This is a genomic window from Nonomuraea fuscirosea, assembly GCF_035917475.1.
GTDB classification, from domain to species: domain Bacteria; phylum Actinomycetota; class Actinomycetes; order Streptosporangiales; family Streptosporangiaceae; genus Nonomuraea; species Nonomuraea fuscirosea.
The window spans coordinates 1,201,240-1,224,463 of the sequence record NZ_CP109074.1; the positions used below are offsets into that span (position 1 = coordinate 1,201,240).

General features: G+C 70.3%; 24 protein-coding genes. 12 read left to right on the forward strand and 12 right to left on the reverse strand.

Annotated features, from left to right (window positions below; genetic code table 11):
- Positions 1-88: 88 nt before the first annotated feature.
- Complete coding sequence (locus OIE67_RS05370) at positions 89-799, forward strand: TetR/AcrR family transcriptional regulator (protein WP_326637224.1); 711 nt, start codon at positions 89-91, stop codon at positions 797-799.
- On the opposite strand, the gene OIE67_RS05375 is transcribed toward OIE67_RS05370, so the two are convergent.
- Positions 784-1,611 carry a nuclease-related domain-containing protein gene (locus tag OIE67_RS05375; protein WP_326637226.1) on the reverse strand — a complete coding sequence of 276 codons (828 nt, stop codon included), beginning with the start codon at positions 1,609-1,611 and terminating at the stop codon, positions 784-786. The genes OIE67_RS05370 and OIE67_RS05375 overlap by 16 nt on opposite strands.
- 214 nt (positions 1,612-1,825) lie before the next feature.
- On the opposite strand from OIE67_RS05375, the gene OIE67_RS05380 reads away from it, so the two are divergent.
- Both OIE67_RS05380 and OIE67_RS05385 read left to right on the forward strand, forming a co-directional pair.
- Entirely contained in the window at positions 1,826-2,116 is a 291-nt protein-coding gene (locus OIE67_RS05380) for a hypothetical protein (RefSeq protein WP_106238383.1), read from the forward strand.
- 7 nt (positions 2,117-2,123) lie between these two features.
- Positions 2,124-2,486, forward strand: a complete 363-nt coding sequence (locus OIE67_RS05385; RefSeq protein WP_146178141.1) for a DUF5130 family protein — start codon at positions 2,124-2,126, stop codon at positions 2,484-2,486.
- A 4-nt stretch (positions 2,487-2,490) separates the two neighbouring features.
- On the opposite strand, the gene OIE67_RS05390 is transcribed toward OIE67_RS05385, so the two are convergent.
- The 3 genes from OIE67_RS05390 to pepN form a co-directional block, all read right to left on the reverse strand.
- Positions 2,491-3,441 (reverse strand): hypothetical protein, encoded by a 951-nt coding sequence (locus OIE67_RS05390; protein WP_326637229.1) that lies wholly within the window; start codon positions 3,439-3,441, stop codon positions 2,491-2,493.
- A gap of 141 nt (positions 3,442-3,582) precedes the next feature.
- Positions 3,583-4,881: a serine/threonine-protein kinase gene (locus tag OIE67_RS05395; RefSeq protein WP_326637231.1), complete on the reverse strand. Its 1,299-nt coding sequence runs from the start codon at positions 4,879-4,881 to the stop codon at positions 3,583-3,585.
- Between the two features lie 105 nt (positions 4,882-4,986).
- Complete coding sequence (pepN, locus tag OIE67_RS05400) at positions 4,987-7,551, reverse strand: aminopeptidase N (protein ID WP_326637233.1); 2,565 nt, start codon at positions 7,549-7,551, stop codon at positions 4,987-4,989.
- Between the two features lie 89 nt (positions 7,552-7,640).
- Between pepN and OIE67_RS05405 the strand changes: the two genes are divergently transcribed.
- Positions 7,641-8,261, forward strand: a complete 621-nt coding sequence (locus tag OIE67_RS05405) for a mycothiol-dependent nitroreductase Rv2466c family protein (RefSeq protein WP_106238375.1) — start codon at positions 7,641-7,643, stop codon at positions 8,259-8,261.
- Between the two features lie 99 nt (positions 8,262-8,360).
- Positions 8,361-9,764, forward strand: coding sequence for an aldehyde dehydrogenase family protein (locus OIE67_RS05410; RefSeq protein WP_326637236.1), 1,404 nt, complete (start codon positions 8,361-8,363; stop codon positions 9,762-9,764).
- Between the two features lie 118 nt (positions 9,765-9,882).
- Here the strand turns inward: OIE67_RS05410 and OIE67_RS05415 are convergent, their stop codons facing one another.
- Entirely contained in the window at positions 9,883-10,614 is a 732-nt protein-coding gene (locus OIE67_RS05415; protein ID WP_326637238.1) for an SDR family oxidoreductase, read from the reverse strand.
- Positions 10,615-10,623: 9 nt separating this feature from the next.
- Positions 10,624-11,109, reverse strand: coding sequence for a peptide deformylase (gene def / locus OIE67_RS05420; protein ID WP_326637240.1), 486 nt, complete (start codon positions 11,107-11,109; stop codon positions 10,624-10,626).
- 96 nt (positions 11,110-11,205) lie between these two features.
- Here def and OIE67_RS05425 point away from each other — a divergent pair, with 96 nt between their 5' ends.
- Positions 11,206-11,673 (forward strand): ribose-5-phosphate isomerase, encoded by a 468-nt coding sequence (locus tag OIE67_RS05425; RefSeq protein ID WP_106238366.1) that lies wholly within the window; start codon positions 11,206-11,208, stop codon positions 11,671-11,673.
- On the opposite strand, the gene OIE67_RS05430 is transcribed toward OIE67_RS05425, so the two are convergent.
- Entirely contained in the window at positions 11,670-11,816 is a 147-nt protein-coding gene (locus OIE67_RS05430; RefSeq protein ID WP_181307332.1) for a hypothetical protein, read from the reverse strand. The two genes, OIE67_RS05425 and OIE67_RS05430, sit on opposite strands and share 4 nt — an antisense overlap.
- 30 nt (positions 11,817-11,846) lie before the next feature.
- Positions 11,847-13,076: a GNAT family N-acetyltransferase gene (locus tag OIE67_RS05435; protein WP_326637244.1), complete on the reverse strand. Its 1,230-nt coding sequence runs from the start codon at positions 13,074-13,076 to the stop codon at positions 11,847-11,849.
- A gap of 118 nt (positions 13,077-13,194) precedes the next feature.
- Here OIE67_RS05435 and OIE67_RS05440 point away from each other — a divergent pair, with 118 nt between their 5' ends.
- Positions 13,195-14,310: a PP2C family protein-serine/threonine phosphatase gene (locus tag OIE67_RS05440; protein ID WP_326637246.1), complete on the forward strand. Its 1,116-nt coding sequence runs from the start codon at positions 13,195-13,197 to the stop codon at positions 14,308-14,310.
- Between the two features lie 154 nt (positions 14,311-14,464).
- Here OIE67_RS05440 and OIE67_RS05445 read toward each other — a convergent pair whose 3' ends face one another.
- Entirely contained in the window at positions 14,465-15,061 is a 597-nt protein-coding gene (locus OIE67_RS05445; RefSeq protein ID WP_326637248.1) for a response regulator transcription factor, read from the reverse strand.
- A gap of 153 nt (positions 15,062-15,214) precedes the next feature.
- Here OIE67_RS05445 and OIE67_RS05450 point away from each other — a divergent pair, with 153 nt between their 5' ends.
- Positions 15,215-16,519 (forward strand): M50 family metallopeptidase, encoded by a 1,305-nt coding sequence (locus OIE67_RS05450; protein ID WP_326637250.1) that lies wholly within the window; start codon positions 15,215-15,217, stop codon positions 16,517-16,519.
- Between the two features lie 148 nt (positions 16,520-16,667).
- On the opposite strand, the gene OIE67_RS05455 is transcribed toward OIE67_RS05450, so the two are convergent.
- A complete protein-coding gene (locus OIE67_RS05455; RefSeq protein ID WP_326645228.1) occupies positions 16,668-17,009 on the reverse strand; it encodes a DUF2716 domain-containing protein in 342 nt (113 codons plus the stop codon).
- Between the two features lie 221 nt (positions 17,010-17,230).
- Between OIE67_RS05455 and OIE67_RS05460 the strand changes: the two genes are divergently transcribed.
- A complete protein-coding gene (locus OIE67_RS05460) occupies positions 17,231-17,821 on the forward strand; it encodes a recombinase family protein (protein ID WP_326637253.1) in 591 nt (196 codons plus the stop codon).
- Positions 17,822-17,934: 113 nt separating this feature from the next.
- On the opposite strand, the gene OIE67_RS05465 is transcribed toward OIE67_RS05460, so the two are convergent.
- Positions 17,935-18,534 (reverse strand): ABATE domain-containing protein, encoded by a 600-nt coding sequence (locus tag OIE67_RS05465; RefSeq protein WP_326637255.1) that lies wholly within the window; start codon positions 18,532-18,534, stop codon positions 17,935-17,937.
- Positions 18,535-18,621: 87 nt separating this feature from the next.
- Here OIE67_RS05465 and OIE67_RS05470 point away from each other — a divergent pair, with 87 nt between their 5' ends.
- A complete protein-coding gene (locus OIE67_RS05470; protein ID WP_326637257.1) occupies positions 18,622-19,410 on the forward strand; it encodes an MBL fold metallo-hydrolase in 789 nt (262 codons plus the stop codon).
- A gap of 4 nt (positions 19,411-19,414) precedes the next feature.
- Positions 19,415-20,683, forward strand: a complete 1,269-nt coding sequence (locus tag OIE67_RS05475) for an MFS transporter (protein ID WP_326637259.1) — start codon at positions 19,415-19,417, stop codon at positions 20,681-20,683.
- Between the two features lie 253 nt (positions 20,684-20,936).
- Here OIE67_RS05475 and OIE67_RS05480 read toward each other — a convergent pair whose 3' ends face one another.
- Complete coding sequence (locus OIE67_RS05480) at positions 20,937-22,550, reverse strand: transposase (protein ID WP_326637261.1); 1,614 nt, start codon at positions 22,548-22,550, stop codon at positions 20,937-20,939.
- On the opposite strand from OIE67_RS05480, the gene OIE67_RS05485 reads away from it, so the two are divergent.
- Positions 22,531-23,118: a hypothetical protein gene (locus OIE67_RS05485; RefSeq protein WP_326637263.1), complete on the forward strand. Its 588-nt coding sequence runs from the start codon at positions 22,531-22,533 to the stop codon at positions 23,116-23,118. The two genes, OIE67_RS05480 and OIE67_RS05485, sit on opposite strands and share 20 nt — an antisense overlap.
- Positions 23,119-23,224: the final 106 nt, after the last annotated feature.

Genomic DNA, 23,224 nt, shown 5'->3' on the forward strand with positions numbered 1-23,224 from the left:
GCTTCCTGAAAAGTCCCCATATTAGGTACGCCCCTTCCGCAGAACCTCAGATTGACATCGTCAACTTGACGGCGTCAATGTGAGATCCATGAGCACCAGACGCGTACGCGCCAGGCGCGGAGAAGGAGCCCTGCTCCGCGAGGAGATCCTGCGCGCGGCCGAGGACCTGCTGACCGAGGCGGGCACCGAGGACGCGCTCACCCTGCGCGCCGTGGCCAGGCGCGCCGGCGTGTCCACGCCCTCGGTCTACCTGCACTTCGCCGACAAGGACGCGCTCGTGGAAGCCGTGTGCATGCGGGTGTGGGACGAGCTGGGCCGCCTGTTCACCCTCAACCTCGGCGGCGACCCGTTCCTCGCCCTCGGCAGGTGCGCCCGCGCCTACGCCCGCTTCGCCCTCGACCACCCCGTGCAGTACCGGGTGCTGATGCTGCGCCCGTCAGCGGCGCCGGGCGTGCCGCCGGCCGCCGAGACGGCCTTCCGCCACATGGTGGCCGCCGTCGCCGCCTGCGTGGAGACGCGCGTGTTCGAAGGCGACCCGGAGGAACTCGCGCTCGGCCTCTGGTCGGCCGTGCACGGCTGCGTCTCCCTGCTGATCGCGCAGCCGGCGTTCCCGTGGCCCCGCGACCGGGAGGCGCTGATCGACCACATCGTGCGCCAGGCCGGCTTCGGCGCGGCGGTGTACTCGCGGCTGCCCGGCACGCTGCCGCCGAGCAAGGAGCTGGCCGCCCGTCTCGACGAGTTCGGCGCGAGACTGGCGGCCGTGCCGGACGAGCCCTCCCGGCGTCAGTCTTCGCCGTAGCGGGCGGGCAGTGCCTGGGCGGCGATGTCGTAGATGCGGTCGATCTCCGTGCTCGTCAGCGCCCGCTCCCGCTTGGTGATCCACTTGCGCGCGCGGTCGCCCTGGTAGACGTCCACGCCGCGAATGGTCATGATCTTCCAGGGCACGGGCGGGCCGTAGATGGCCAGCGACGGCACCACGGCGATCTCGCGGCCGAACGACTCGCTGATCAGCTCGCTGGCCTGCGACGCCTCCCACTTGGCCTCGGTGAGGCGGGGTTTCATGTCGAACGGGCCGTGGAAGAGCTTCTTGCCCATCTGCACGCGTACGGGCAGCCGGCGGTCCCACTTCTCCGAGTCGACCGCGTAGACGCCCGTCGGGCCCACCACGAGATGGTCGATCTGGGCCTCGCTGCCCGGGATCGCCCTCGCGTGCAGCGTGCGATAGCCGCTGCGTTCGAGCTTGCGCAATTGTGCCTCGGTGCGCCGCTCCGCCACGGACGACCGCCGCCACGCCGGTACGGAGGAGTTGGAGCGGGCCCGGTAGACCGCCTCGAGCACGGCCGCGATCACGCCCGCGGTCACGCCCACCCGCCAGTCGCGCACGAGGAACCCCACCACCAGACCCGCGGCGACCGCCACGAGCAGCCGGTTGCGCAGGCGGCGGAAACGGGGTTCTTGCAGCAGGTTGCGCACGGACGCGCGCTGGAGCGGCGCGTACGTGGAGGTGGGCGCCGAAGGCTTGGCGGCGGCGGTCTGCTCGCTTTCTGGTCGGTCGCTCACCCAGATGGGAGACGTGTTGAGACCGTCTTCTCGCTGGTTGTCGGAGTCCACGTCACTCACCGTAGCCCGGGATTTCGATCGATTCCTAGTGTTGCCGCGTCCATAGTTTTATGGCCCAGCTCATCGTGTTCCACGCCTGATATCGGGGTATGTCTACTGTTCTTCTCTAGAGAAGCCCCGTTAAACGATCTTACCGGGAAAAGACGCGGAGCCGCGGCCGGCATCGGGTCTGGCCGGACCCGCCCACGAGGATTACGGTCTTGGTGTGAACAGCGCGGCAGAGATCCTGCTCTTTCTCATCGGAGTGTCCATGGGGCTGTTCGTGCTGATCAGCCTGCTCGTCATGGTGCCGGGGCGCGGATCGCGCCGCCGGATCGAGGCGGGCCCGGTGTGGCTGGGCGGCCCCTCCAGGAGCGAGCGCGGGGTGAGCACCTCAGGGCTGGTGCTGGCCGACCGCGTGCCCTCATGGGCGGACGTGCCCGAGCACGACTGGGTGGCCGCGGCCGAGACCGCCGAGCCGGGCAGGCGCGTCGGCGGCGCCTCCGCGGGATGGTGAGGTGAGCATGAAGGGACTGACCGCCGCTCAGGCGGACGACGTCAGGAAGGCGCTGCACACCGCCGAGCGCCGCAGCGGGCTGCGGTTCGGCGTCTTCATCGGCGAGCCGGTGGGCGGGCGCCGCCACTTCGCCGAACGCCTGCACGCCGCCCTCGGCGAGGAGGCGGACCGCGCCGTGGTGATCTTCATCGACCTGGCCGGCCGGGGGCTGGAGATCGTCACGGGCGAAGACGCGCGGCGGCGGCTGAGCGACAGCGCGTGCCGGCTGACCGCGATGTCGATGGCCACCGCGTTCAGCGTGGGCGACCTGATCGGCGGCCTGCTGTACGGCATCGCCGCCCTGGGCGAACAGGCGACCGCCCGCCGCTAGCCCGTCAGTGCCGTTCGAGCAGGCGTACGACGTGCTCGCTCACCCCGGCCAGCAGCGACGCCGGCTCGATCGGGGCGTCGGCCACGGCCGAGAACAGCGACGGCAGGCCGGGCAGCGGGAACCCGTCGTCCTTCAGCGCCGCCGTGCCGACGGCGTTCTTGTCCAGCGTCGCCCGGCTGCGCTCCCAGGCGTCGAGCACCTCCTCGGGCGAGGGCACCCCGAACCCGTGGCCCACGGGGGCGGCGTGGCGCAGCCGGACGAGCGGGGTCTCGGCGAAGGCCAGCGCCGTGCGCGCCCGCGACTGCAGGTCGGCGCGCGGCTCGGGATCGATCCAGTCCATGGCCGTGCAGGGGTTGCGGCAGGTCGCCACACACACCGCCACGGCCCCGGCGACCTGGCTGTGCTGCCGGTCGAAGTAGGCCCGCCAACCCTCCGCCGGCTCCCCGGACACGCGCAGGGTCCGGTTCGTGGCCGACTGCTCGGACTTGGTGTGGTCGCACTCCCGGTCGCCGATCACGCCGAACCTGCTCCCCGACGCGCTCAGCCCCGCGGGCCACCTGGCGGGGTCGCCGGCGTGACCGAGCTGCGGCTCGAAGGCCAGCAGCGGCAGGTATTCGCTGGCGATGTGCACCGCCGCGATCATCGGGCTCAGCTCGCGCCGGTGCCACCGTACGGCGATGACCTCCAGCAGCAGCCCGTACGCGGGCCGCAGCGACTCCAGCGCCCCGCGCGGCTGCTCGCGCGGCGTCTGCGGCATGTGGCAGGCCCGCGCGCGCCGCCGCAGGTCGGCGGGGACCACCCGGGCCTCGGCCGCGAAGTCCTCGGCGTCGAGCGAGAGCAACCGCTGCCCGAACTCGCACACCTCCGCGATCTCGTCGTCCGGCGCGAGCGCGCCCAGATCGGCGAAGGCGTAACGGCGGGCGAGGGCGATGAACAGGTCACGAGTCGAGTCCACGCGACGACTTTCTCACGATCGGCGACCGGACAAGGACATGTGGCCCAGGGATGTCGGTGTCGGGCACGGCCCTCCAGAACCGCCGCCAAGGCCGGCGACGTCCCTGCCACCAGCCCGGACACATTGGGCGTCCTGAGCCGATCAACCCGGGCAGGGAGCGCGGATGCACTGGATCTCGCCGGGCGGCCGGGTGACCGTGGGCTCGGCGGTCGGCTCCTCGGGCCCCGGCGTGGTCGGCTCGGGCGTCGGCTCCTCGGGCTCCGTCGTGGCCGGCGTGGTGGGCGGCGTCGTACCCGGCCGCGTGGTGGTGGTGGGCTCGGCCGGCGTGGTGGGCGCCGACGTCGTCGCCACGGGCGCGGAGCGAGTGGGCCTGGGCACCGCCGTGCGCTTGACCGGGGGCGGCGAGGTCAGGTCGCGGCCGGTGACCGGCGGCGAGGCGGGGGTGAACTCGATCGTGGTGCTGCCGATCACCGGCGGCGGCACCTCCTCGCTGGCGGCCGGCCCCGAGGGCCGCAGCCAGACGAAGCCCGCCACGGCCAGCGACACCGCCACGGCGGCGGTGATGGTCAGCGCCGCCCGCGTCACGGGCCGCCTGCGCGGCATGGGCAGCGTGTCGGGGGCGCTCAGCGCCTGGCGCGCGGCCTGGGCCATCTCCGGCGCCGTCTGCCAGCGCGCGTCTGGCGCCTTCTCCAGCGCCCGTTCCACCACCTGCCGCGGCCCCGGCGGCACGTCGCCGGGCAGCCGCGGGATGGGGGAGTTGAGGTGCTTGAAGATGATCTGCACGGGAGTGTCGCCCTGGAACGGCAGATGCCCGCTCAGGCACTCGTACGCCACCACGCCCAGCGCGTAGACGTCGACCGCCGGCGTCACGTCGCTGGCCGTGGCCATCTCAGGAGCGCAGTAGCCGGCCGAGCACAACATCGTCCCGGTGGCCGTGAGCTGCCCGGCCGAGGCCGAGTGGGCGATGCCGAAGTCGGTGAGCACCACCCCGCCGTCGGGCCTGACCATGAGGTTGGCCGGCTTGACGTCGCGGTGCACGATGCCCTGCGCGTGCGCGGCGGCCAGCGCGTCGCCGACCTCCGCCACCAGGCGCATGGTCGTCTCGACCGGCAGCGGGCCGCGCCGCAGGACGCGGTCGAGCGACTCGCCCTGCACGTATTCCATGACGAGGAAGCTCACCTGGCGGCCGGCGACGTCACAGGTGCCGTAGTCGTAGACGTCGACCACGCCCGGATGCCTGAGCGTGGCCATGGCCCTGGCCTCGTTGTGGAAGCGCTGGGTGAACCTCGGGTCCTCGGAGAGCGCGGGCATGAGCACCTTGACCGCGACCGTACGCCCGAGAACCGTGTCGTCGGCACGCCAGACCTCGCCCATGCCCCCGCCGCCGAGGCGGTCGCCGAGCACGTAGCGGTCGTTGAGGGTGGTCCCCTGGCCTAGCACGGTTTCGAGGCTAACACCGCGCCCAGGATGCCCACGTCAAGTCCGCGCAGCCGATCGGCCCCGCGTTCCCGCGAGGGCCGATCGGATGCGTGATCAGGGATGAGATCAGCCGGAAGCGGCGTCCTTCTCCCTGTTGCGCAGAGCGCGGCTGACGCCGTCGGCGCCCTCCAGGATGAGCCGGCGCAGCGCCTGCGGCGGCTGCTCCCCGGCCAGGAAGTCCTGCGCCGCCTGAACCGTCTCCGGCTCGATCAGCAGCGAGGGGAAACACCCGACGGCGAACGTCGAGGCCTGGTCGAACGTCCACTCGCGGTAGATTCGGCCCACCTCCGCGAAGTACTTCTCGCGGTACGGCGCCAGCAGCTCGGCGTGGTGCGGGTCCTGGAAGCCGCCGATCGTCGTACGGGCGATGTGGTTGGCCAGCTTGCCGCCCACGATCCGCTCCCACGCCGCCGCCTTGGCCTCGGCGGACGGGAGCGCGGCCCGGCAGAGCGCGGCCTGGCGCTCACCCGTCGCCGTAGGGTCCCGTTCGAGCTCGGCGTCGATGCCGGCCTCGGCCAGCCGGCCGCCGGAGACCAGCGCGTGCACGAGGCTCCAGCGCAGGTCGGTGTCGACGCTCAGCCCCTCGGGCACCGAGGTGCCGTCGAGGATCCGCTCCAGCAGGGTCAGGTCCTCGTCGGCGCCCGCCACCTGCGCGAACGCCTGGAGGTAGGCGAGCTGCTGGTCGGAGCCCGGCTGCGCCGAGCCGAGCAGCGAGCGCAGCTCGGCGGACAGCAGCGCCAGCCCCTCGGGCCGCCAGGCCGGGTCGGCGTACTGCTGCACCGCCATGCGCGCCTGACGCAGCACCGCCTGCAGCACGGTGATGTCGCTGACCGTGCCCGCCCCCGAGACCACCAGCTTGACGTAGTCGCGGGTGGACATCTCGCCGTCGCGGGTCATGTCCCAGGCCGCCGACCAGCACAGCGCGCGCGGCAGCGACTCGGTGAACGCGGCGATGCCGCCCTCGACCAGCGTCCGCATCGAGGTCTCGTCGAGCCGGATCTTGGCGTAGGTGAGGTCGTCGTCGTTGAGCAGCACCAGGTCGGGCTGCTCCTCGCCGACGAGCTGGGCCACGTCCGTACGGGCGCCGACCACGTCCAGCTCGACCCGCTTGGTCCGGGTCAGCTTGCCGTCAGCCAGTGCGTAGAGGCCGATCGCGACGCGGTGCGAACGCAGCGTCGGATAGTCCGCGGGCGCCTCCTGGAGCACCTCGAACTTGGTGAAGCGCCCGCCGGACACCTCGAACGCCGGCCGCAGCGTGTTGACCCAGGAGGTCTCCAGCCACTCCTTCGACCAGGACGACAGGTCGCGGCCCGAGGTCCGCTCAAGGGCGGTGAGCAGGTCCTTCAGCTCGGTGTTGCCCCAGGCGTGCTCGGCGAAGTAGTCGCGTACCCCGGCCAGGAAGTTGTCCAGGCCGACATAGGCGACGAGCTGCTTGAGCACCGAGGCGCCCTTGGCGTACGTGATGCCGTCGAAGTTGACCTCGACCGCCTGCATGTCCGGGATGTCGGCGGCGATGGGGTGGGTGGAGGGGAGCTGGTCCTGGCGGTAGGCCCAGGACTTCTCCACGTTGGCGAACGTGGTCCACGCGCCCTTGCCCCACCGCGTCGCCTCGGCCTGCGCCAGCACGGACATGTAGGTGGCGAACGACTCGTTCAGCCACAGGTCGTCCCACCAGCGCATGGTGACGAGGTCGCCGAACCACATGTGGGCCATCTCGTGCAGGATCGTCTCCGCGCGCCGCTCGACGACCGCGTCGGTGACCCTGGAGCGGAAGACGTAGTCCTCCAGGAACGTCACGCAGCCCGCGTTCTCCATCGCGCCCGCGTTGAACTCGGGCACGAAGAGCTGGTCGTACTTGCCGAACGGGTAACGCACGCCGAAGACGCGGTGGAAGAAGTCGAAGCCCTGGCGGGTGACCTCCAGGATGTTGTCGGCGTCGAGGTGCTCGGCCAGCGACGCGCGGCAGTAGACGCCGAGGGGGATGCCGTCGTGCTCGGAGGTCACCTTGTGGAAGGGCCCGGCGACCAGCGCGGTGATGTACGTGGACAGCACCGGCGTGGCCGGGAACTCCCAGCGCCTGGCCGCCTGGACCGTGCCGTGCCGGCCGGCCTGCTCGGGCAGCTCGGTCACCTGCGAGGCGGCGGCGTTGGAGACGACCTCCCAGCCGGCCGGGGCCAGCACCGTGAGCTGGAACGTGGCCTTGAGGTCGGGCTGGTCGAAGCAGGCGTACATGCGGTGCGCGTCGGCCGTCTCGAACTGGCTGTGCAGGTAGACCTGCTGGTCGACCGGGTCGACGAAGCGGTGCAGGCCCTCGCCCGTGCGCATGTAGGAGCAGTCGGCGTCGACGACCAGCACGTTGGACTCGGCGAGCGAGGAGAGGGGGAAGCGGCCCCGCTCGGCGTCGTAGGCCGACACGTCGAGGTCGTCGCCGTTGAGCGTGACCTTGCGGACGGTGGCCCCGTGCAGATCGATGAAGGTGGACTCGCCCGGCCGGGTGCTGGTGAACCGGACCGTCGTGACGCTCTCGAAGCGCTCCTCTCCCTCGGTCAGGTCGAGTGCGACCTCGTACGACTCGACCTTCAACAGCCGGGCGCGCTCACGAGCCTCGTCCCGGGTCAGGTTGCCTGCCAAGTTGCGCTCCTTTTCACCACTTCGTCGGGGTTGTCCGTATCCTGCCATGCCGGGAATAGGACCCGAACCACCTCAGGTTACGGGCAGACATGACAGAGAAGATTCCCGTGGACCTGTGGTTCGACCCCTCCTGTCCGTTCGCGTGGGTGACCTCGCGCTGGTTGCTGGAGGTGGAGAAGGTCCGGCCGATCCAGCCGCGCTGGCGGCAGATGTCGCTCTACTTCCTCAACGAGGAGAAAGACGTACCCGCCGACTACCTCGAGCGCGCCGCCAAGGCCATGGGCTCGGTCAGGGTCATCGCCGCGGCCGCGGCCAAGCACGGCGAGCACGTCATCGGCCAGCTCTACACCGGGCTCGGCACCCGCCTGCACAACCAGGGCCTGAGCAAGGAGCCCGAGCGCCTGCGCGAGGTCATCGAGGGCGCGCTCGACGACGCCGGCCTCGAGCGGAGCCTGGCCGAGGCCATGCACTCCGAGGAGTACGACGCCACCATCCGCGCCTCCCACGACGAGGGCATCGGCCTGGTCGGCCAGGAGGTCGGCACCCCGGTCATCCGCGTCGGCGACAACGCCTTCTTCGGGCCGGTCATCACCAGGATCCTGCGCGGCGACGACGCGGGCAAGCTGTGGGACGGCGTCCTGGCCGTCACGCAGTTCGACGACTTCTTCGAACTGAAGCGCACCCGCACCAGGCGCCCGCAGTTCGACTGATCCCCGAGGGGAAGAAAACCAGGCCGCGGAGGAAAGGGCTTATCCCTCACTCAGGATGAGCCCTCGCCCTCAGGCGTGGCGCACTGTCAAGATGGGGCCATGCGTCAGCTGTATATCGACGGCTCCTGGACCGCTTCGGCATCGGACGACTCCATCGAGGTCGTCAACCCGGCCACCGAAGAGATCATCGATTGGGTGCCCGCGGGTGTCCCCGACGATGTCGAAGCGGCGGCCGGCGCCGCCGCGCGAGCCTTCCCCGAATGGTCCGCGACGGCCTCCACCGAACGGGCGAAACTTCTCGCCGACGCCGCCGATCTGCTGAAACAGCGATCAGAAGAGGTGGCGGGGATCATCGCCACCGACATGGGCGCGCCACTGGCCTTCGCGCTCAGAGTGCAGACACTCATGCCGGTGAGCGTCCTGACCTCCTACGCCGCGCTCGCCGCCGAATACCCGCGCGAGGCCCGCGTCGGCAACTCGCTGGTGGTCAAGGAGCCGATCGGGGTGGTGGCCGCGATCACCCCGTGGAACTACCCGCTGCACCAGATCGTGTGCAAGGTCGCGCCCGCCCTGGCCGCCGGGTGCACGGTCGTGCTCAAGCCGAGCGAGGTGGCGCCGCTGGCCGCGTACGCGCTGGCCGAGATCTTCCACGAGGTGGGCCTGCCGCCGGGCGTGTTCAACCTGGTCAGCGGCCGGGGGCCGGTCGTCGGCGAGGCGATGGCGGCCCATCCCGCGGTGGACATGGTCTCCTTCACCGGCTCCACCGCCGCCGGCCGCCGGGTGGCCGCGCTGGCCGCGGAGTCGGTCAAGCGGGTCGCGCTCGAACTGGGTGGCAAGTCGGCCAACGTCATCCTGCCCGACGCCGACCTCGCGCTGGCGGTCAAGGTCGGCGTGGCCAACTGCTTCGTCAACGCCGGCCAGACCTGCTCGGCGCAGACCCGCATGCTCGTCCAGCGCGACCAGTACGACGAGGCCGTCCACCTGGCCGTCCAGGCCGCCCGCGGCTACCGGGTCGGCGACCCCTTCGACGACTCCACCAAGATCGGGCCGCTGGTGTCCGCGGCCCAGCGCGACCGGGTGGTCCACTACATCAACCGGGGCCAGGAGGAAGGGGCCCGGCTGGTGGCCGGCGGCACCGAGCGGCCGCACGAGCGCGGCTACTACGTCGAGCCCACGGTGTTCGCCGCGGTGGAGCCGGGCATGACGATCGAGCAGGAGGAGATCTTCGGGCCGGTGCTGTCGCTGATCCCGTACACGAGCGAGGACAAGGCGGTCGAGATCGCCAACGGCACCAGGTACGGCCTGGCCGGCGCCGTCTGGGCAGGCACCGAGGAACGCGCGCTCGACGTGGCCAGGCGGCTGCGTACCGGCCAGGTGGCGGTCAACGGCGGCCGGTTCAACCCGCTGGCGCCGTTCGGCGGCTACAAGCAGTCGGGCGTGGGCCGCGAGCTCGGCGAGCAGGGCCTCGAAGAGTACCTCGAAGTCAAGTCACTCCAGCTCTGACCGCACCGAGCGGCCCCCTGAACGGCCCCTGAACGGCCCCTGAACGGCCCCTGAACGGCCCCTGAACGGCCACCGAGCGGCCATCACCGGAGGGCGCGGCCGCGCGCCGCGCCCCCGGTCAGAGGTACAGCCCGCCGGTGGCCAGCACGTTCTGCCCGGTCACCCACCGCCCGTCGGGACCGGCGAGGAACGCGACCACCGCGGCGATGTCGTCGGGCCGGCCGAGCCGCCCCAGCGCCGTGTAGGCCGGCGTCGTCTCCAGCGCCTCGGGCGGGTTGGCGGCTCTGAGCATGTCGGTGTCGGTGGCGCCGGAGGAGACCACGTTGACCGTGATGCCCCGCCCGCCCAGCTCCCGCGACGCGACCTTGCTGAACTGCTCCACCGCTCCCTTACTGCCGCAGTAGAGCGCCAGGGCCGGCGCGGGGATCCGCGTGTTGAGCGAGGAGATGTTGATGATGCGCCCGCCGTCGCGCATCACCCGCGCCGCCCACTGGATGGCCAGGAAGACGGAACGGGCGTTGACCGCGAAGACCCGCTCGTAGTCGTCGTCCGTGATCGCGTCGAAGGTCTTCTGCCCTTCGACGGTGGCGGCGTTGTTGACCACGATGTCTATCCCGGGCAGCCGTGCCTGCGCCTCGGCGAACAGCCGATCGAGGTCCTGCCTGCTGCCGAGGTCGGCCCGCACGGCGTGCGCGCCCGTCGCCGCGGCGACCCGCTCGGCCGCCTGCTCCGCGTGCTGGTAACAGAAGACCACGTCCGCGCCGTCGCCGGTCAGCCGCTCCACGACGGCCCTGCCGATGCCCCTGGAACCGCCGGTGACCAACGCGCCCTTGCCGGAGAGTACGCTCACCCGGCCACGCTATGCCCGCAGCAGGATGGTACGCGCCTCGTTTCGCGGCAGGCGATCGACGAACAGCCTGCCGTCGAGGTGGTCGGTCTCGTGCTGGAAGCAGCGCGCGAGCGAGCCGCGGGCCTTGACGCGCACGGGACGCTGCAACCGGTCCAGCCCCTCGACCGTCACGCCCGCCGCCCGCGCCACGGGCGCGTAGATCGGCCGGCCCGTCCCTCGGTCGGGCACCGACAGGCAGCCCTCCTGGTCGGGCACCTCCTCGGGGTCGTCGACGGTCAGCAGCGGATTGACCAGGTGCCCCTTGCGTCCCGCGATGTCGTAGACGAACAGCCGCCGTGAGACGCCGATCTGCGGGCCGGCCAGGCCGACGCCGTCGGCCGCGTACATGACCTGGAACATCTCGTCGATCAGCCGGCGCAGCTCGCGGTCGAAGTCCGTCACCGGCTCGGCGGGCGTGCGCAGGACCGGGTCGCCGACGACACGGATCTCTCGCATGAATCTCTGCTTTCGCTTGCGTAAGGACTCGACAAGGTTAGCGGTCCTTACCCCTGTCGGCGAGCCCGATCCGCGGCGCTGTGGAAGACTGGACGGGTGCGTGTCTACATCGGTGCCGACCATGCCGGCTATGAGCTCAAGAACCACCTCGTGTCCTGGCTGAAGGATCACGGGCACGAGGTGACCGACTGCGGTCCCTTCGTCTACGACGCCGAGGACGACTATCCGGCGTTCATCCTGCGCGCGGCCGAGGGCGTCGCCGGCGACCCCGGCAGCCTGGGGGTGGTCATCGGCGGGTCGGGCAACGGCGAGCAGATCGGCGCCAACAAGGTGCGCGGCATCCGCGCGGCCCTGGCCTGGAGCGAGGAGACGGCCCAGCTGGCGCGTGAGCACAACAACGCCAACGTCGTCAGCGTCGGCGCGCGCATGCACTCCACCGAGGACGCCACCCGGTTCGTGGAGGTCTTCCTGGCCACGTCGTTCTCCGGCAGCGAGCGGCACAGCAGGCGCATCGCGCAGCTGGCCGCCTACGAGACGATCGGCCAGCTGCCCTCGCTTCCCTAGCCCTTGCGCTTGGGGTCGCGCCTGGGCATCTCGTCGCGCAGAGGCCGCCGGTCGGCGGCCTCCTGCTGCTCCTTCGACGGCTTGGAGACATCGCGGGCACGCATGGCCACGACGGCCGTGATCTGCAGGCTTTGCAACGCCATGCCGTCGAGCCTACGTCACGGACCGCGACGTCAGAAGGTCATGCCCGCCCAGGGTTTCGGGCTCCACGCCATGGCGGTGGCCAGCCCGCGGACGGCGCCCACGGTGTGCTCGCGCAGCAGCCCCGCGTCGAGCTGCTGGCCGAGCAGGCCGTCGCCGAGGTACGCCGATCCCAGCGCGACCACCGGCAGCGTCACGTCCGGCTGGTCCTCGACCGGCACGCACTCGGCGCCCGAAGAGCCGGCGGTGAGGCGCCAGCGCCGGGCGTTCCACGGGCACGTCTCGTCCTCGACCTCGATCACCAGGTCGACGGGCGTGCTGTACGACCGCGCGGACAGCGCTTCGCCGACCTCGACCAGGCGGACGTAGAGCTCGTCCGCCCAGCTCGCGCGCAGCTGCCGGGAGTCGGCGAGCAGCGCGATGAGCGGGTCGTCCACCGGCCTGCCGCCCGACTGGACCTTGGAGACCAGGTCGCGGTCCAGCACGCTGCGCCACAGCAGGGCGTAGGCGGCCGGGTCGGCCGCCTCCAGCTCCTGCAGCTTCACGGTCCCGTTCGGGATGCCGTTGTCGTCCCAGGAGGACTTGATCCGGAACAGCGCGTAGCCGCGCACGCCCCGGTCGTCCTCGGCCAGGATCGAGCGCCACGGCCCCGCGCCGTGCTGGTCGGCCTCCTCGTCGGCCAGGAGGCCGTTCCAGAAGTGGGCGTTGCGCTCGTAACGGCCGGGGCGGCGGGGGACGACGGAGGCGAACAGCTTCTCCAGCTCGGCCCGTTCGTCGGCGGGCTTGACCACCCTGAGCCGCAGCGACGGGTCGGAAGGAGCGCCGGGGACGAACGCCGAGCGCCGCGTGTCGATCTGGAAGGACAGCTCGCTGGAGGCCCGGCCGTAGCCGTACCTGCCGTAGATGAGGGCCTCGGAGGCGTAGAGGGCGGCCACGGACTCGCCGCGCTCACGGATGTCGTCGAGCTGCCTGCGCATCATCGCGGACAGGACGCCGCGGCGGCGATGCGAGGGAAGCACGCTGACCGCGGTCACCCCCGCCACGGGGAGCTGCCCGCCGGGAACGGTCATCGGGAGGCTGTAGATGCCGGTGACACCGACGATCTGATCGCCGTCGAAGACGGCCAGCGTACGGTCGAACTCGGTCTCGGCCTTCCACCGCTCGGCCTGCGTGGGGTGTGGCGTCCAGCCGAACCCCTCCTCGAGCACCCGCGTGTAGGCCGGCCACTCTGATTCATCAATCGGACGGATCGGATACGTCATCCGTCCAAGGTAGGAGCGGGCAAAGGGGGACGGCCACCCAATATCCGTGCTTAATGATCAAGGCGTTGGTCAAGTGGGCTGCCCAAACAGGGGTCAGACCGATACAGTCAGGCGCATCATGAGTTCCCGACCAGCGCCGCTGATCCCGCCACGGGTCCGTGCGGCCCTGATACGGGTGCCCTTCCTGGTGCCTGTCGTCCGGTTCGTCCGGAGGGTGCTGCTGGCCCGCGACCGCAACCTGCTCATCACCCTGATCGTGCTCGCGCTCGTCATCGGGTTCCTCGCGGCCGAGGTGTCGACCGAGTGGTTCTCACCCGCCCTGCTCATCCTGGTCACGCTGATCGGCGGGCTCCAGCTCCGGCTGGGCAGCCTGGTCAAGCTGCTCGTCGGAGTAGGGGTGGCGCTCGGCTACATCGCGGTCAACCTGGGCGCGGGCCGGGTCGGGCTGGGGCTCACCGTGACGATCGTGTTCACCACCGTGCTCGCCGTGCTGATGGCCCGCACCAGGGGCAAACTGGGCGTGCAGGGGCTGCGCGGCGACGCGATGCTGCTGGAGCTGCGCGACCGGCTCAGGAGCCAGGGCGAGCTGCCCCCGCTGCCGAAGGACTGGGGCGGCAAGGTCGTGCTCAAGCAGGCGGGCGGCTCGTCGTTCGGCGGCGACTTCCTGGTCTCCATGCGCGACGGCAACTCGGTCGAGATCGCCCTGGTCGACGTCTCCGGCAAGGGCGTCGACGCGGGCACCAGGGCGCTGCTGCTGTCCGGCACGTTCGGCGGGCTGCTCGGCTCGGTCGGGGACTTCCTGCCCGCGTGCAACGCCTACCTGCACCGGCAGCGCGGCGACGAGGGCTTCGTGACCGCGGTGCACGTACGCCTCGACCTCGACACCGGCGACTACACGATCACCTCGGCCGGTCATCCGCCGGTGGTCAAGTTCGACGCGGGCACGGGCAACTGGCAGGTCGCCACGGCCAAGGGCGTGGTGCTCGGCGTGGTGCCCGACCTGCACTGCGAGCCCGACAGCGGCACCCTGCGCCGGGGCGACGCGCTGCTGCTCTACACCGACGGGCTGATCGAGCAGCCGGGGCGCGACATCGACGCCGGGCTCGACCGGCTGCTCGGCGAGGCCGAGCGGCTGCTGCCCTCGGGGTTCCGCGACGGCGCCAGGGCGCTGGTCAACGCCATGGCCTCGGGGCACAACGACGACTGCGCGCTGGTGCTCATCTGGCGTCCTTGAGCCGCCCCGACCCGTGACCTTTTACACGGTGCGGTCGTGACGGCGTTCACTGGCAGCGGGTGCGTACGGCTGACAGGCTCTACGTGTTCGGGTCCCGGCGGAGCGGCGCGGCTCCACCGGGTCCCGCACAGGCCCGAGCCCATCCGTCCGCCGCCTACAACCAGCCGGAGTCGCTGGCGATGCGCACCGCGTCCAGCCGGTTGCGCGCTCCGGTCTTGCACATGATGCGGGACAGATGATTGCGTACGGTCCCCACCGACAGGAACAGCTCGTCGGCGATCTCCGTCGAACGCGCCCCGCCCGCCGCGGCCCGCAGCACGTCGAGCTCCCGCCGGGTCAGCGGGTTGGTCGCGCACTGCAGCGCGGCCACGGCGAGCTCGGCCTCGATGGCCCGCCGCCCGGCCGCGACCTGCCGGATGCCGTCGGCCAGCCGCTCGGGCGGCACGCACAAACTCATGAACCCCAGCGCGGCGCCGGCCAGAGCCTCGCGCACCTGCGCGGGGTTGGGCGCGGCGGAAAGGAGCAGCACCCGGCACCTCGGCACGTGCGCGGCCAGCAGCCCCGCCGCCGGCTCCCCGGGCAGGTCGAGATCGACCACGGCCACGTCGGCCTCGGCGGCCCGGGCCGCGCTCACCACCTCCCGGGCGTGCCCGGCCTCGGCGACGACCCGCAGCCCTGGTTCGGCCGCCAGGGTGACGAGCAGGCCACGGCGCACCAAGGGCAGGTGCTCGGCGATCAGTATGCGGATCAAGACGTCCCCCTTCGTCGTTATCTCAGCGTGATCGCTTGATCGCGGACTGTCAATGCCCGTCGGAACCGGTAAGCCGTACGGTGTGGCGAGTTCGACTACTCTGGGGTGGTCGGACCCTTCGTCTGTCCTGTCGTCTGCCGGGAGCACACCTCGATGAACTGGCTCTACGTCGTGGGGATCATCCTCTTCCTCCTCGGGCTGATGGTCTCCATCGCGCTGCACGAGCTCGGCCACCTGGTGCCGGCCAAGATCTTCGGCGTCAGAGTGACCCAGTACATGGTGGGTTTCGGCTCCACAGCGTGGTCGCGGCGCAAGGGCGAGACCGAATATGGCATCAAGTGGATCCCCTTCGGCGGCTACATCCGCATGATCGGCATGCTGCCGCCGCGCCCCGGCGACGAGCCGGGCAAGCTCAGGAGCACCGCCACGGGCCCGTGGCAGGGCCTGATCGAGTCGGCCCGCGACGCCGCCCAGGAAGAGGTGCGGCCGGGCGACGAGGACCGCGTCTTCTACCGCAAGAAGTGGTGGCAGAAGGTCATCATCATGTCCGGCGGCCCGGCGATGAACTTCGTGCTCGCGTTCGTCTTCTTCAGCATCCTGCTGGTCGGCATCGGCCTGCCCGCCTGGGCCCCGATCGTCTCGCCCGAGACCCACACCTGCGTGATCCCGATCTCCGAGCAGCGCGCCCAGTGCGCGCCCAACGACCGGCTGACGCCCGCCGCCCAGGCCGGCATGAAGCCCGGTGACCACATGGTCTCCTTCGACGGCCAGAAGATCGGCTCCTGGGACGACGCCACCCGCCTGATCCGCTCCCACGGCGCCGGCCCGGTCAAGCTCGGCATCGAGCGCGACGGCAAGCCGATGACGCTCGACGTCACGCTCATCGCCCAGGACCGGCCCAACCTCGAAGACCCCGAGAAGATCGACAAGAACGTCGGCTTCCTCGGTGTGCTGCCCACCGAGGTCATGGAGAAGCAGAGCCTCGGCCAGGTCGTCGGCTACATGGGCGAGCTGACCGCCCGGGTGGCCGGCTCGCTGCTCAACCTGCCGGAGAAGATGGTCGGCGTCTGGCACGCGGCCTTCTCCGGCGACGAGCGCGACCCCGAGGGCCCGGTCGGCGTGGTCGGCGCGGGCCGCATGGGCGGCGAGATCCTCGCCTCCGACCTGTCCACCGAGAAGAAGATCGCCATCTTCGTCAACCTGCTGGCCGGCTTCAACCTGGCGATCGGCCTGTTCAACCTCATCCCGCTGCTGCCGCTGGACGGCGGTCACGTCGCCGGGGGCCTGTGGGAGGGCATCAAGCGGGCGTACGCCAGGGTGATGAAGCGGCCGGAGCCGGCCTACGTCGACATCGCCAAGGTGCTGCCGCTGACGTACGCGCTCGCGATCGTGATGATGATCATGGCGGGCCTGCTCGTCTACGCCGATCTGGTCAACCCGCTCACGCTGACGAACTGACGCCTGCAACGCCGACGGGGCCCGTGCCATACCCGGCCGGGCCCCGTCGGCGTTCCCGCGTAGCGGTGAACAGTCTTTTTCAGAGTGTGTGAATGACAGCTGTACTGATCGGCCTATGCCGGGTTGAATCCACCCTGGCAGCGTGTCGTCAGGGTCCGAAGCTCCAGACGTTGCCGGTCGGGCGCCCGCCGCGTCGCAGGACGGTGCCGAGCAGCGCGGTCAGTTCTTCGTCCACGTGCGCCAGGAGTTCCTCGCCGAACACGCACAGCGAGGCTTCGCGCCAGTTGCCGAACGTGCCCATCCTGAGGTCCTCGGTGACCTGGATGACGTGTTCATCGACGAGGTAGGCGTCACTTGCCCAGCGTGGTTGACCTGGCTCACCGGCACGGAGCGGATCTATTCGGGACCCGCTGATGTGCCACTTGAGACGGTAGAGCCGATCTCCAGGCTGAGCGCTGGCGCGTATGCCGCGCTTGATGACCTCCCCCACCTGCGTCAACAAGGGGAGCCAGTAAGAGACGTGTCATGAGCCCCAAGCGAGCGGCTACTCGGACGACGCCCCAGTTTGATCTTGTACGAAATCGATCATTTCTGAGATGCTCGGCAACACAGCTTCCCCCTTGGTTTTTAGTCTCGCGATCATGTCCCATAACCTGCGTACGGAAACTATGTATCACTATCCCGAATCCAGGCCGTTTATGAAACACTGAGATGGTGAGCAGGATCGGCTACGGGCGGGTGTCCACCCGGGACCAGAACCCCGATAGTCAGCGCGACGCCCTCGCCGCGGCCGGATGCGACCGGATCTTCGTCGACAAGGCGTCCGGGAAGATCGATCGACGCCCTGAGCTCGACAAGGCGCTTGACTACCTCCGGCCCGGCGACACCTTCGTCATCACCCGCCTGTCACGCGCCGCACGGTCCCTGCGCCACCTGCTGGACTTGGCGGCGCACCTTCGTGGGCGCGAGGTCGACCTCCTGGTGCTCAAGCAGGGCATTGACACCTCCACGCCGTCCGGGCGCCTGCAGTTCCACATGTTCGGCGCCTTCGACGAGTTTCTCCGCGAACTCATCGTCGAGGGCACCCTGGAAGGGCTCGCCTCGGCCCGAGCGCGCGGCCGCGTCGGCGGGCGCCCGCCGGCCCTGGACGCCCACGGCGTGGAGATGGCCCGCGCGTTGTACGAGATGAAGGGCGACGACGGCAAACGCCGCTACACCGTCCAGCAGATCGCCGACCGCCTCGGCGTCAGCCGCGCGACCATCTACCGCCACCTCGATCCCGACAAGCCGGTCTCGGCGTAGAGGAGCGCGTTCTCCCGATACCGGTGCCGGGCCCATTGCGCCACCACTAGCCCCCTGGACGTGGCTCTTCTGGTCGGATGCTCCGGCAGCTGAATCGGGAAATGTGGGGTCTGTCAGCGGGGCTTCGACTGGGTGCGTCGGGTGTAGGCGCGGGCGGCGCGGGCGCGGTCGCCGCAACGGGTGGAGCACCAGTGGCGGCGACCGTGGCACAGCAGGAAGCGGTTGCAGGGGGCGGACCCGCAGGGGGTGAGGCGGTCGGCGTCTGGACCGGTGAGGAGGTCGGCCGCGTTGGCCGCAAGGGCCGCGAGAGCCCGGTCGAGGATCGCGTTGGTGGGGCACGGCGCTGAGCGATAGGGGCCATGCTTTTCGTCCCAATACAGCAGGGCGGCTGTGGGGGCCCCGCTCAGCGCGTCATTGACGGCGGACAGAGAGGCGGGCAAGGCTGGCAGCCCGGACACGCGGGCGGCGAACAACGCCCTGAGGTGTTCGCGCAGTGAGCGCAGTTGCGCCGCGCACATTTCCTGCACACCGGCATGGGCCGGAGCCAGGCTGCGTTCGGTGAGCCACTGATTCGTCGTCGCCGGAGTGCCGAGAAGATCGATGAACCGCCCACCAGGTAGCGCGATGGCGCTGTTGACAAAATCGAGGGCGAGATAGTCCGCCGCCCCTGGCGCGGGCGGCAACACAGACTCGGCGGTCAGGAGCTTGCTCATAGCTCTCATGGTACGGCTTGCGTTGATCCGTGAGACACCGCTACCGTACTTCACGGATAATCCGCTTCTCATCCGTGAGGTCTTTTGATGGCTGGTACCAGCGCGAGCACTGAGCAGATCCCCATCCGCGTCCTCGGCGGCCCGACCGCCCTTTTCGAATACGGTGGCCTGCGATTTCTGACCGACCCGACCTTCGACGCTCCCCGCGACTATCATGTGCCGGGTGGCCGGCTGACCAAGACGGCACCTTCCTCTGTCGAGCCTGCCGACCTCGGCCGGATCGACGTGGTCTTGCTCTCCCACGACGAGCACCCCGACAACCTCGACGACTCCGGCCGGGCACTGCTCGCCGACGTCCCGCTGACTCTCACCACGCCCGGGGGCGGGCAGCGCCTGGGCAAGGCGGCCAAGGGGTTGGCCGACTGGGAGTCGATCGAGCTGGACCGTCCCGGTGACGGCACGATCACCGTTACGGGCGTGCCCGCCCTCCACGGGCCCGGCGCACGCGAGGAGGTCGAACCGATAACTGGTCAAGTCGTCGGATTCGTCCTGACCGGGGAGGGCCTGCCCACGGTCTACGTCAGCGGCGACAACGCCTCGCTCGACCTGGTCAAGCAGATCGCCGAACGCTTCAGTCCAGTGGACACCGCCATCCTCTTCGCCGGGGCTCCCCGCTTCGACGTCCTCTTCGACGGCGCGCTGATCGTCCTCGACAGCACCCAGACCGCCGAGGCCGCCAAGATACTCGACGCCCGCCGGGTGGTTCCCGTCCACTACGACAGCTGGGCGCACTTCACCGAGGGCCGCGACGAACTGGTGGGCGCTTTCACCGCCGCTGGGCTGCTTGACTACCTGGACCTGGGCGACCGGGGCTGACTTCGTGACGACTCCCGTTCCTGCCCTGATCGATCACCCTCCGCGCTCTCAGGCGCAGCGCCGCATCCTGATCGCCTTGATCGCCGCCCAGATCCTCAGCGGCGCCGGACTGGCTGCCGGCGTGACCGTCGGTGCCCTGCTCGCGCAGGACATGCTCGGCGCCACCAGCCTTGCCGGTGTGCTCAGTGCCCTGGGCACCGCCGGTTCCGCGCTGGCGGCCGTCGCGGTGGGGCGCATCTCTCAGGCGCGCGGCCGCCGTCCCGGCCTTGCCGCCGGGTATCTCGCCGGCGCCATCGGCAGCGCGGGCGTCATCGCTGCCGCCGTCGTCGGCAACCCCGTCCTGCTGTTCATCGCGATATGCGTATACGGCGCCGGCACGGCCACCAACCTGCAGGCCCGCTACGCCGGAGCCGACCTGGCGGCCCCCGCGCACCGTGCCCGCGCCGTGTCCACCGTGCTGGTGGCAACCACCCTGGGCGGCGTGGTCGGCCCCAACCTCACCGCGCCCACCAGCGGCCTCGCTGATGTGCTCGGCATCCCCTACCTAGCCGGGCCGTTCCTTCTTGCCGGGGCCGCCTACGCGACAGCCGCTCTGGTCCTGGTCATCTGGCTGCGCCCCGACCCGCTGCTGCTGGCCCGCACTCTGGAGGACGAACACACCGCTGCGGCGAACGCGCAACAGGGCGACGTCGGCGACCGGCCGCGCCCGGCGGGGGAAGGACGCCGCTCGGGCGCACTGTTCGGCACGCTGGTCATGGTGGTCACCCAGCTGGTTATGGTCGCGATTATGACGATGACACCCGTCTACATGCACGACCACGGCCACAGCGCCGCCGCCTCCGGCCTTGTCATCGCCATCCACATCGGCGCGATGTACCTGCCCTCGCCCCTGACCGGCTGGCTCGTCGACCGCTACGGCCGCCTCACGATCGCCGCCGCCTCCGCGCTGACCCTGCTGGCCGCCGGAATCGTTGCCGCCAACGCCCCCGAAGACTCCATCGCCCCGCTCGCGGTGGCCCTCGCGCTGCTGGGTCTAGGGTGGAACCTCGGCCTCGTCACCGGCACCGCAATCATCACCGACGCCGTCCCACTGGTCACCCGCGCCAAAACCCAGGGCCTGGTCGACGTCTCCATCGCCATCGCCGGCGCCACTGGCGGCATGGCATCGGGCCTCGTCGTCGCCGTTGCGGGCTACCCTCTCCTTGCCATCGGCGGCGGCATCCTGGCGCTGGTCATCGTGCCGGTGGTTGCCACCGCATCGCGCAGCCGCTGAGCGCCGGCCCGCTTCCCTTCAGAACCGCTTCGGCGCACACCACCGCCCGGGTCCGGGTCCGAAATCACTGCCACCCGCACGCATTCGTCCGCGCCCCGCCGTGCACCCGCCGCAAACACCCTCCACTGGAGCGGATGGGCGTTCGCCCGAGCACGGCCGTGCCACCTCCCGGCAGAAACCTTGACACCACCCACCATGGCTGGGCCCCGGCACGGCCGATCCAGACGATCCCTGCAGCGCCTGCTGCGCACTTCTACTCCGGCCTCTCCGCCGGGTTGCCCTCCTTCGGTGCCCGCGCAGTGCGGCCGAGCGGCAGGCGCTTGGCGACGTCCAGCCGTACCTCACCGTAGGGCTGGACGTGCTGCCAGAACAGCGGGGTCAGTCCGCGCCGGTCGGCGGGTTTGAGCAGCTTGACCCATTCCGGCTCGGTTAGGACGTCCTGCAGCATCAGGGTGTTGATGTACACGAGCGCGGCCTGCAGGATGCGCAGGCACAACACGCTCATCTCCAGCTCCTCGCGCCGGTTGGTGGCGATGTCGCCGCCCTTGCCGTTGAAGATGACCGAGTTCGCGCCATTGGAGGACTCCACCACGTTGAGCCCTTCCTGGATCTCCCGCTGCAGTTCGCGCAGGCGCAGGTAGCGGGTCACGAAGATGGTCTTCTGCGCGCGGCCGACCTCCAGCATGGCCTGGTAGGTCGGGTGGGAGGCGGACTCGGTAAAGCGGCGCAAGATGGCCTTGGTGGAGGCGGTGCCCTGTTTGATCGCGGTGGCGTATTTACTCATCTGGTCGTAGTTCTGCTCGATCAGCTCCCACCGGATCGGCCGGGTCATCGCCGGCGCCAACCGCGAATGCAGGTCGCTCTCGCCGCTCTCCACCCGGTACAGCTTGACCTTGTTGATCTGCTTGATGCGCGGCAGCAGGTCGAAGCCCAACAGCCTGGACACGCCGAACCCGATTTCGGTCTGGCCGTGGGAATCCACATAGTTGCCCTCGACCTTCATGGTGGTGCCGTGCCGTACCGCGCCCTCGATCATCGCGTGCACTTCCGAGGCCGAGGCACGCAACGTCTGGGAGTGCACGACCATGGACCCGCGCTCGATGTGCCAGTAGATGAGAATGCCGCGACCCCCGTACCGCGAGTGCCACTCGGTGAAAATGTTCTGGTCGTAGGCGCGCACATGCGTGGAGTCGGAGGCGACGGTGGTCGTGCCCTCGCCCCACAACTCCACATCCCGAGCGGTGAACGTCGCGTTCGCGATGGCGATCGCGATGTCGGTGGCGATCTGCGGGGTCAGGTAGCGGCGCCGCACGTACCGGATGTCGTCCTCGCGGTGGTCGTGGCCACCGGAGGCCACGGCCCGGATCCCGGTGTTGGTGCCGTACCCGTAGATGGTGAGTATGAGTCGCTCGGCCAGGACCTCGGGCTTGAGGTTGGATCCGCCCACCACGGAGGTGACGGCGTTCAGGCAGCCGGTGCGCAGCACCGCCTCCTTCAGCATGTCGATCAGCGGGACCGAACCCCAGCGCCGGCCCACCTCGTTCTTGATCTTGCGCAGGTTCCGTGGCTCGTCTGCAGCCTCGATCTTCGTCAGCTTGATCGCGCCGGATTTGCGGTCCTTGATCTCCACCCAGTCCAGCTTGGGCAAAGCGGTGTCCAAGGCCTCCAGTTCGGCCTGCATTTCGGCGATGAAGTCCTTGGGGTCCAGGGGTTTGCGCAGCTCGGCGTAGTTCTCCACGCGGCGCGCGGCAAAATCGGCGGGCAGGTCCTCCTCCGGGTCGCGAAAGGAATGGGCGCCGACCACCCAGATCTCCTTGCACCGCAGGGCGTCGCGCAGTGCCTGGAAGGTGACGATCTCGTACACCATCCGCACCGCCGCTGACGGCGGGGAAGATGACCTGGCGGACCGAATCGTCGGGCTGGCCGAGCGCGGCGTCGGCGACCTTGAACAGGATGTTCTCCTTTCCGTTCACCGCTTGAACGCGTTGATCAGCTCCTTGGTCACCCTTGCTGTCGGCCCGCGCCTTGATCCGATGCACGGTGGCGATCAGCAGTTCCACCAGCGCGTCGGTGATCTCCCGCTCTCGCTCCTGGACCAGCGCCGCCAGCAGGAGCACCGTCAGCTCGCGCGGATGTGTGCGCATGTGGGAGGGCGCCTCCACCGCTGCCCGGGCCCGCCAGGCGGTCAGCACCTTGGGCGCCACGTCGGAGAACAATCCGGGCGGCAGTTCGATAGAGCGCGCCGCCGCCAGCTTGCGGATCTCGGTCATCATCGACTCCAGGCTCACGTTGCCCGGCGCGGACTTGATCAACGCCAGCAGGTCGGAGTCGGTGTCGTCATCGTCCTCGGAAGGCGCCTCACCTGCGGGATCGTGACGGTCACCGGCCCCTCGGCTGCCGCGCGGCCGGCATCGTCGATACCGACCAGCGCGTAGATGCGCTGCGTGGTCTCGGAACTCAACCGGGAGGCGATCCGTACCGACCAGGCGACCTCCGCGTTGTGCAGGGCCGAGGCCACGATCCGCGAGATCCCGTCCAGGC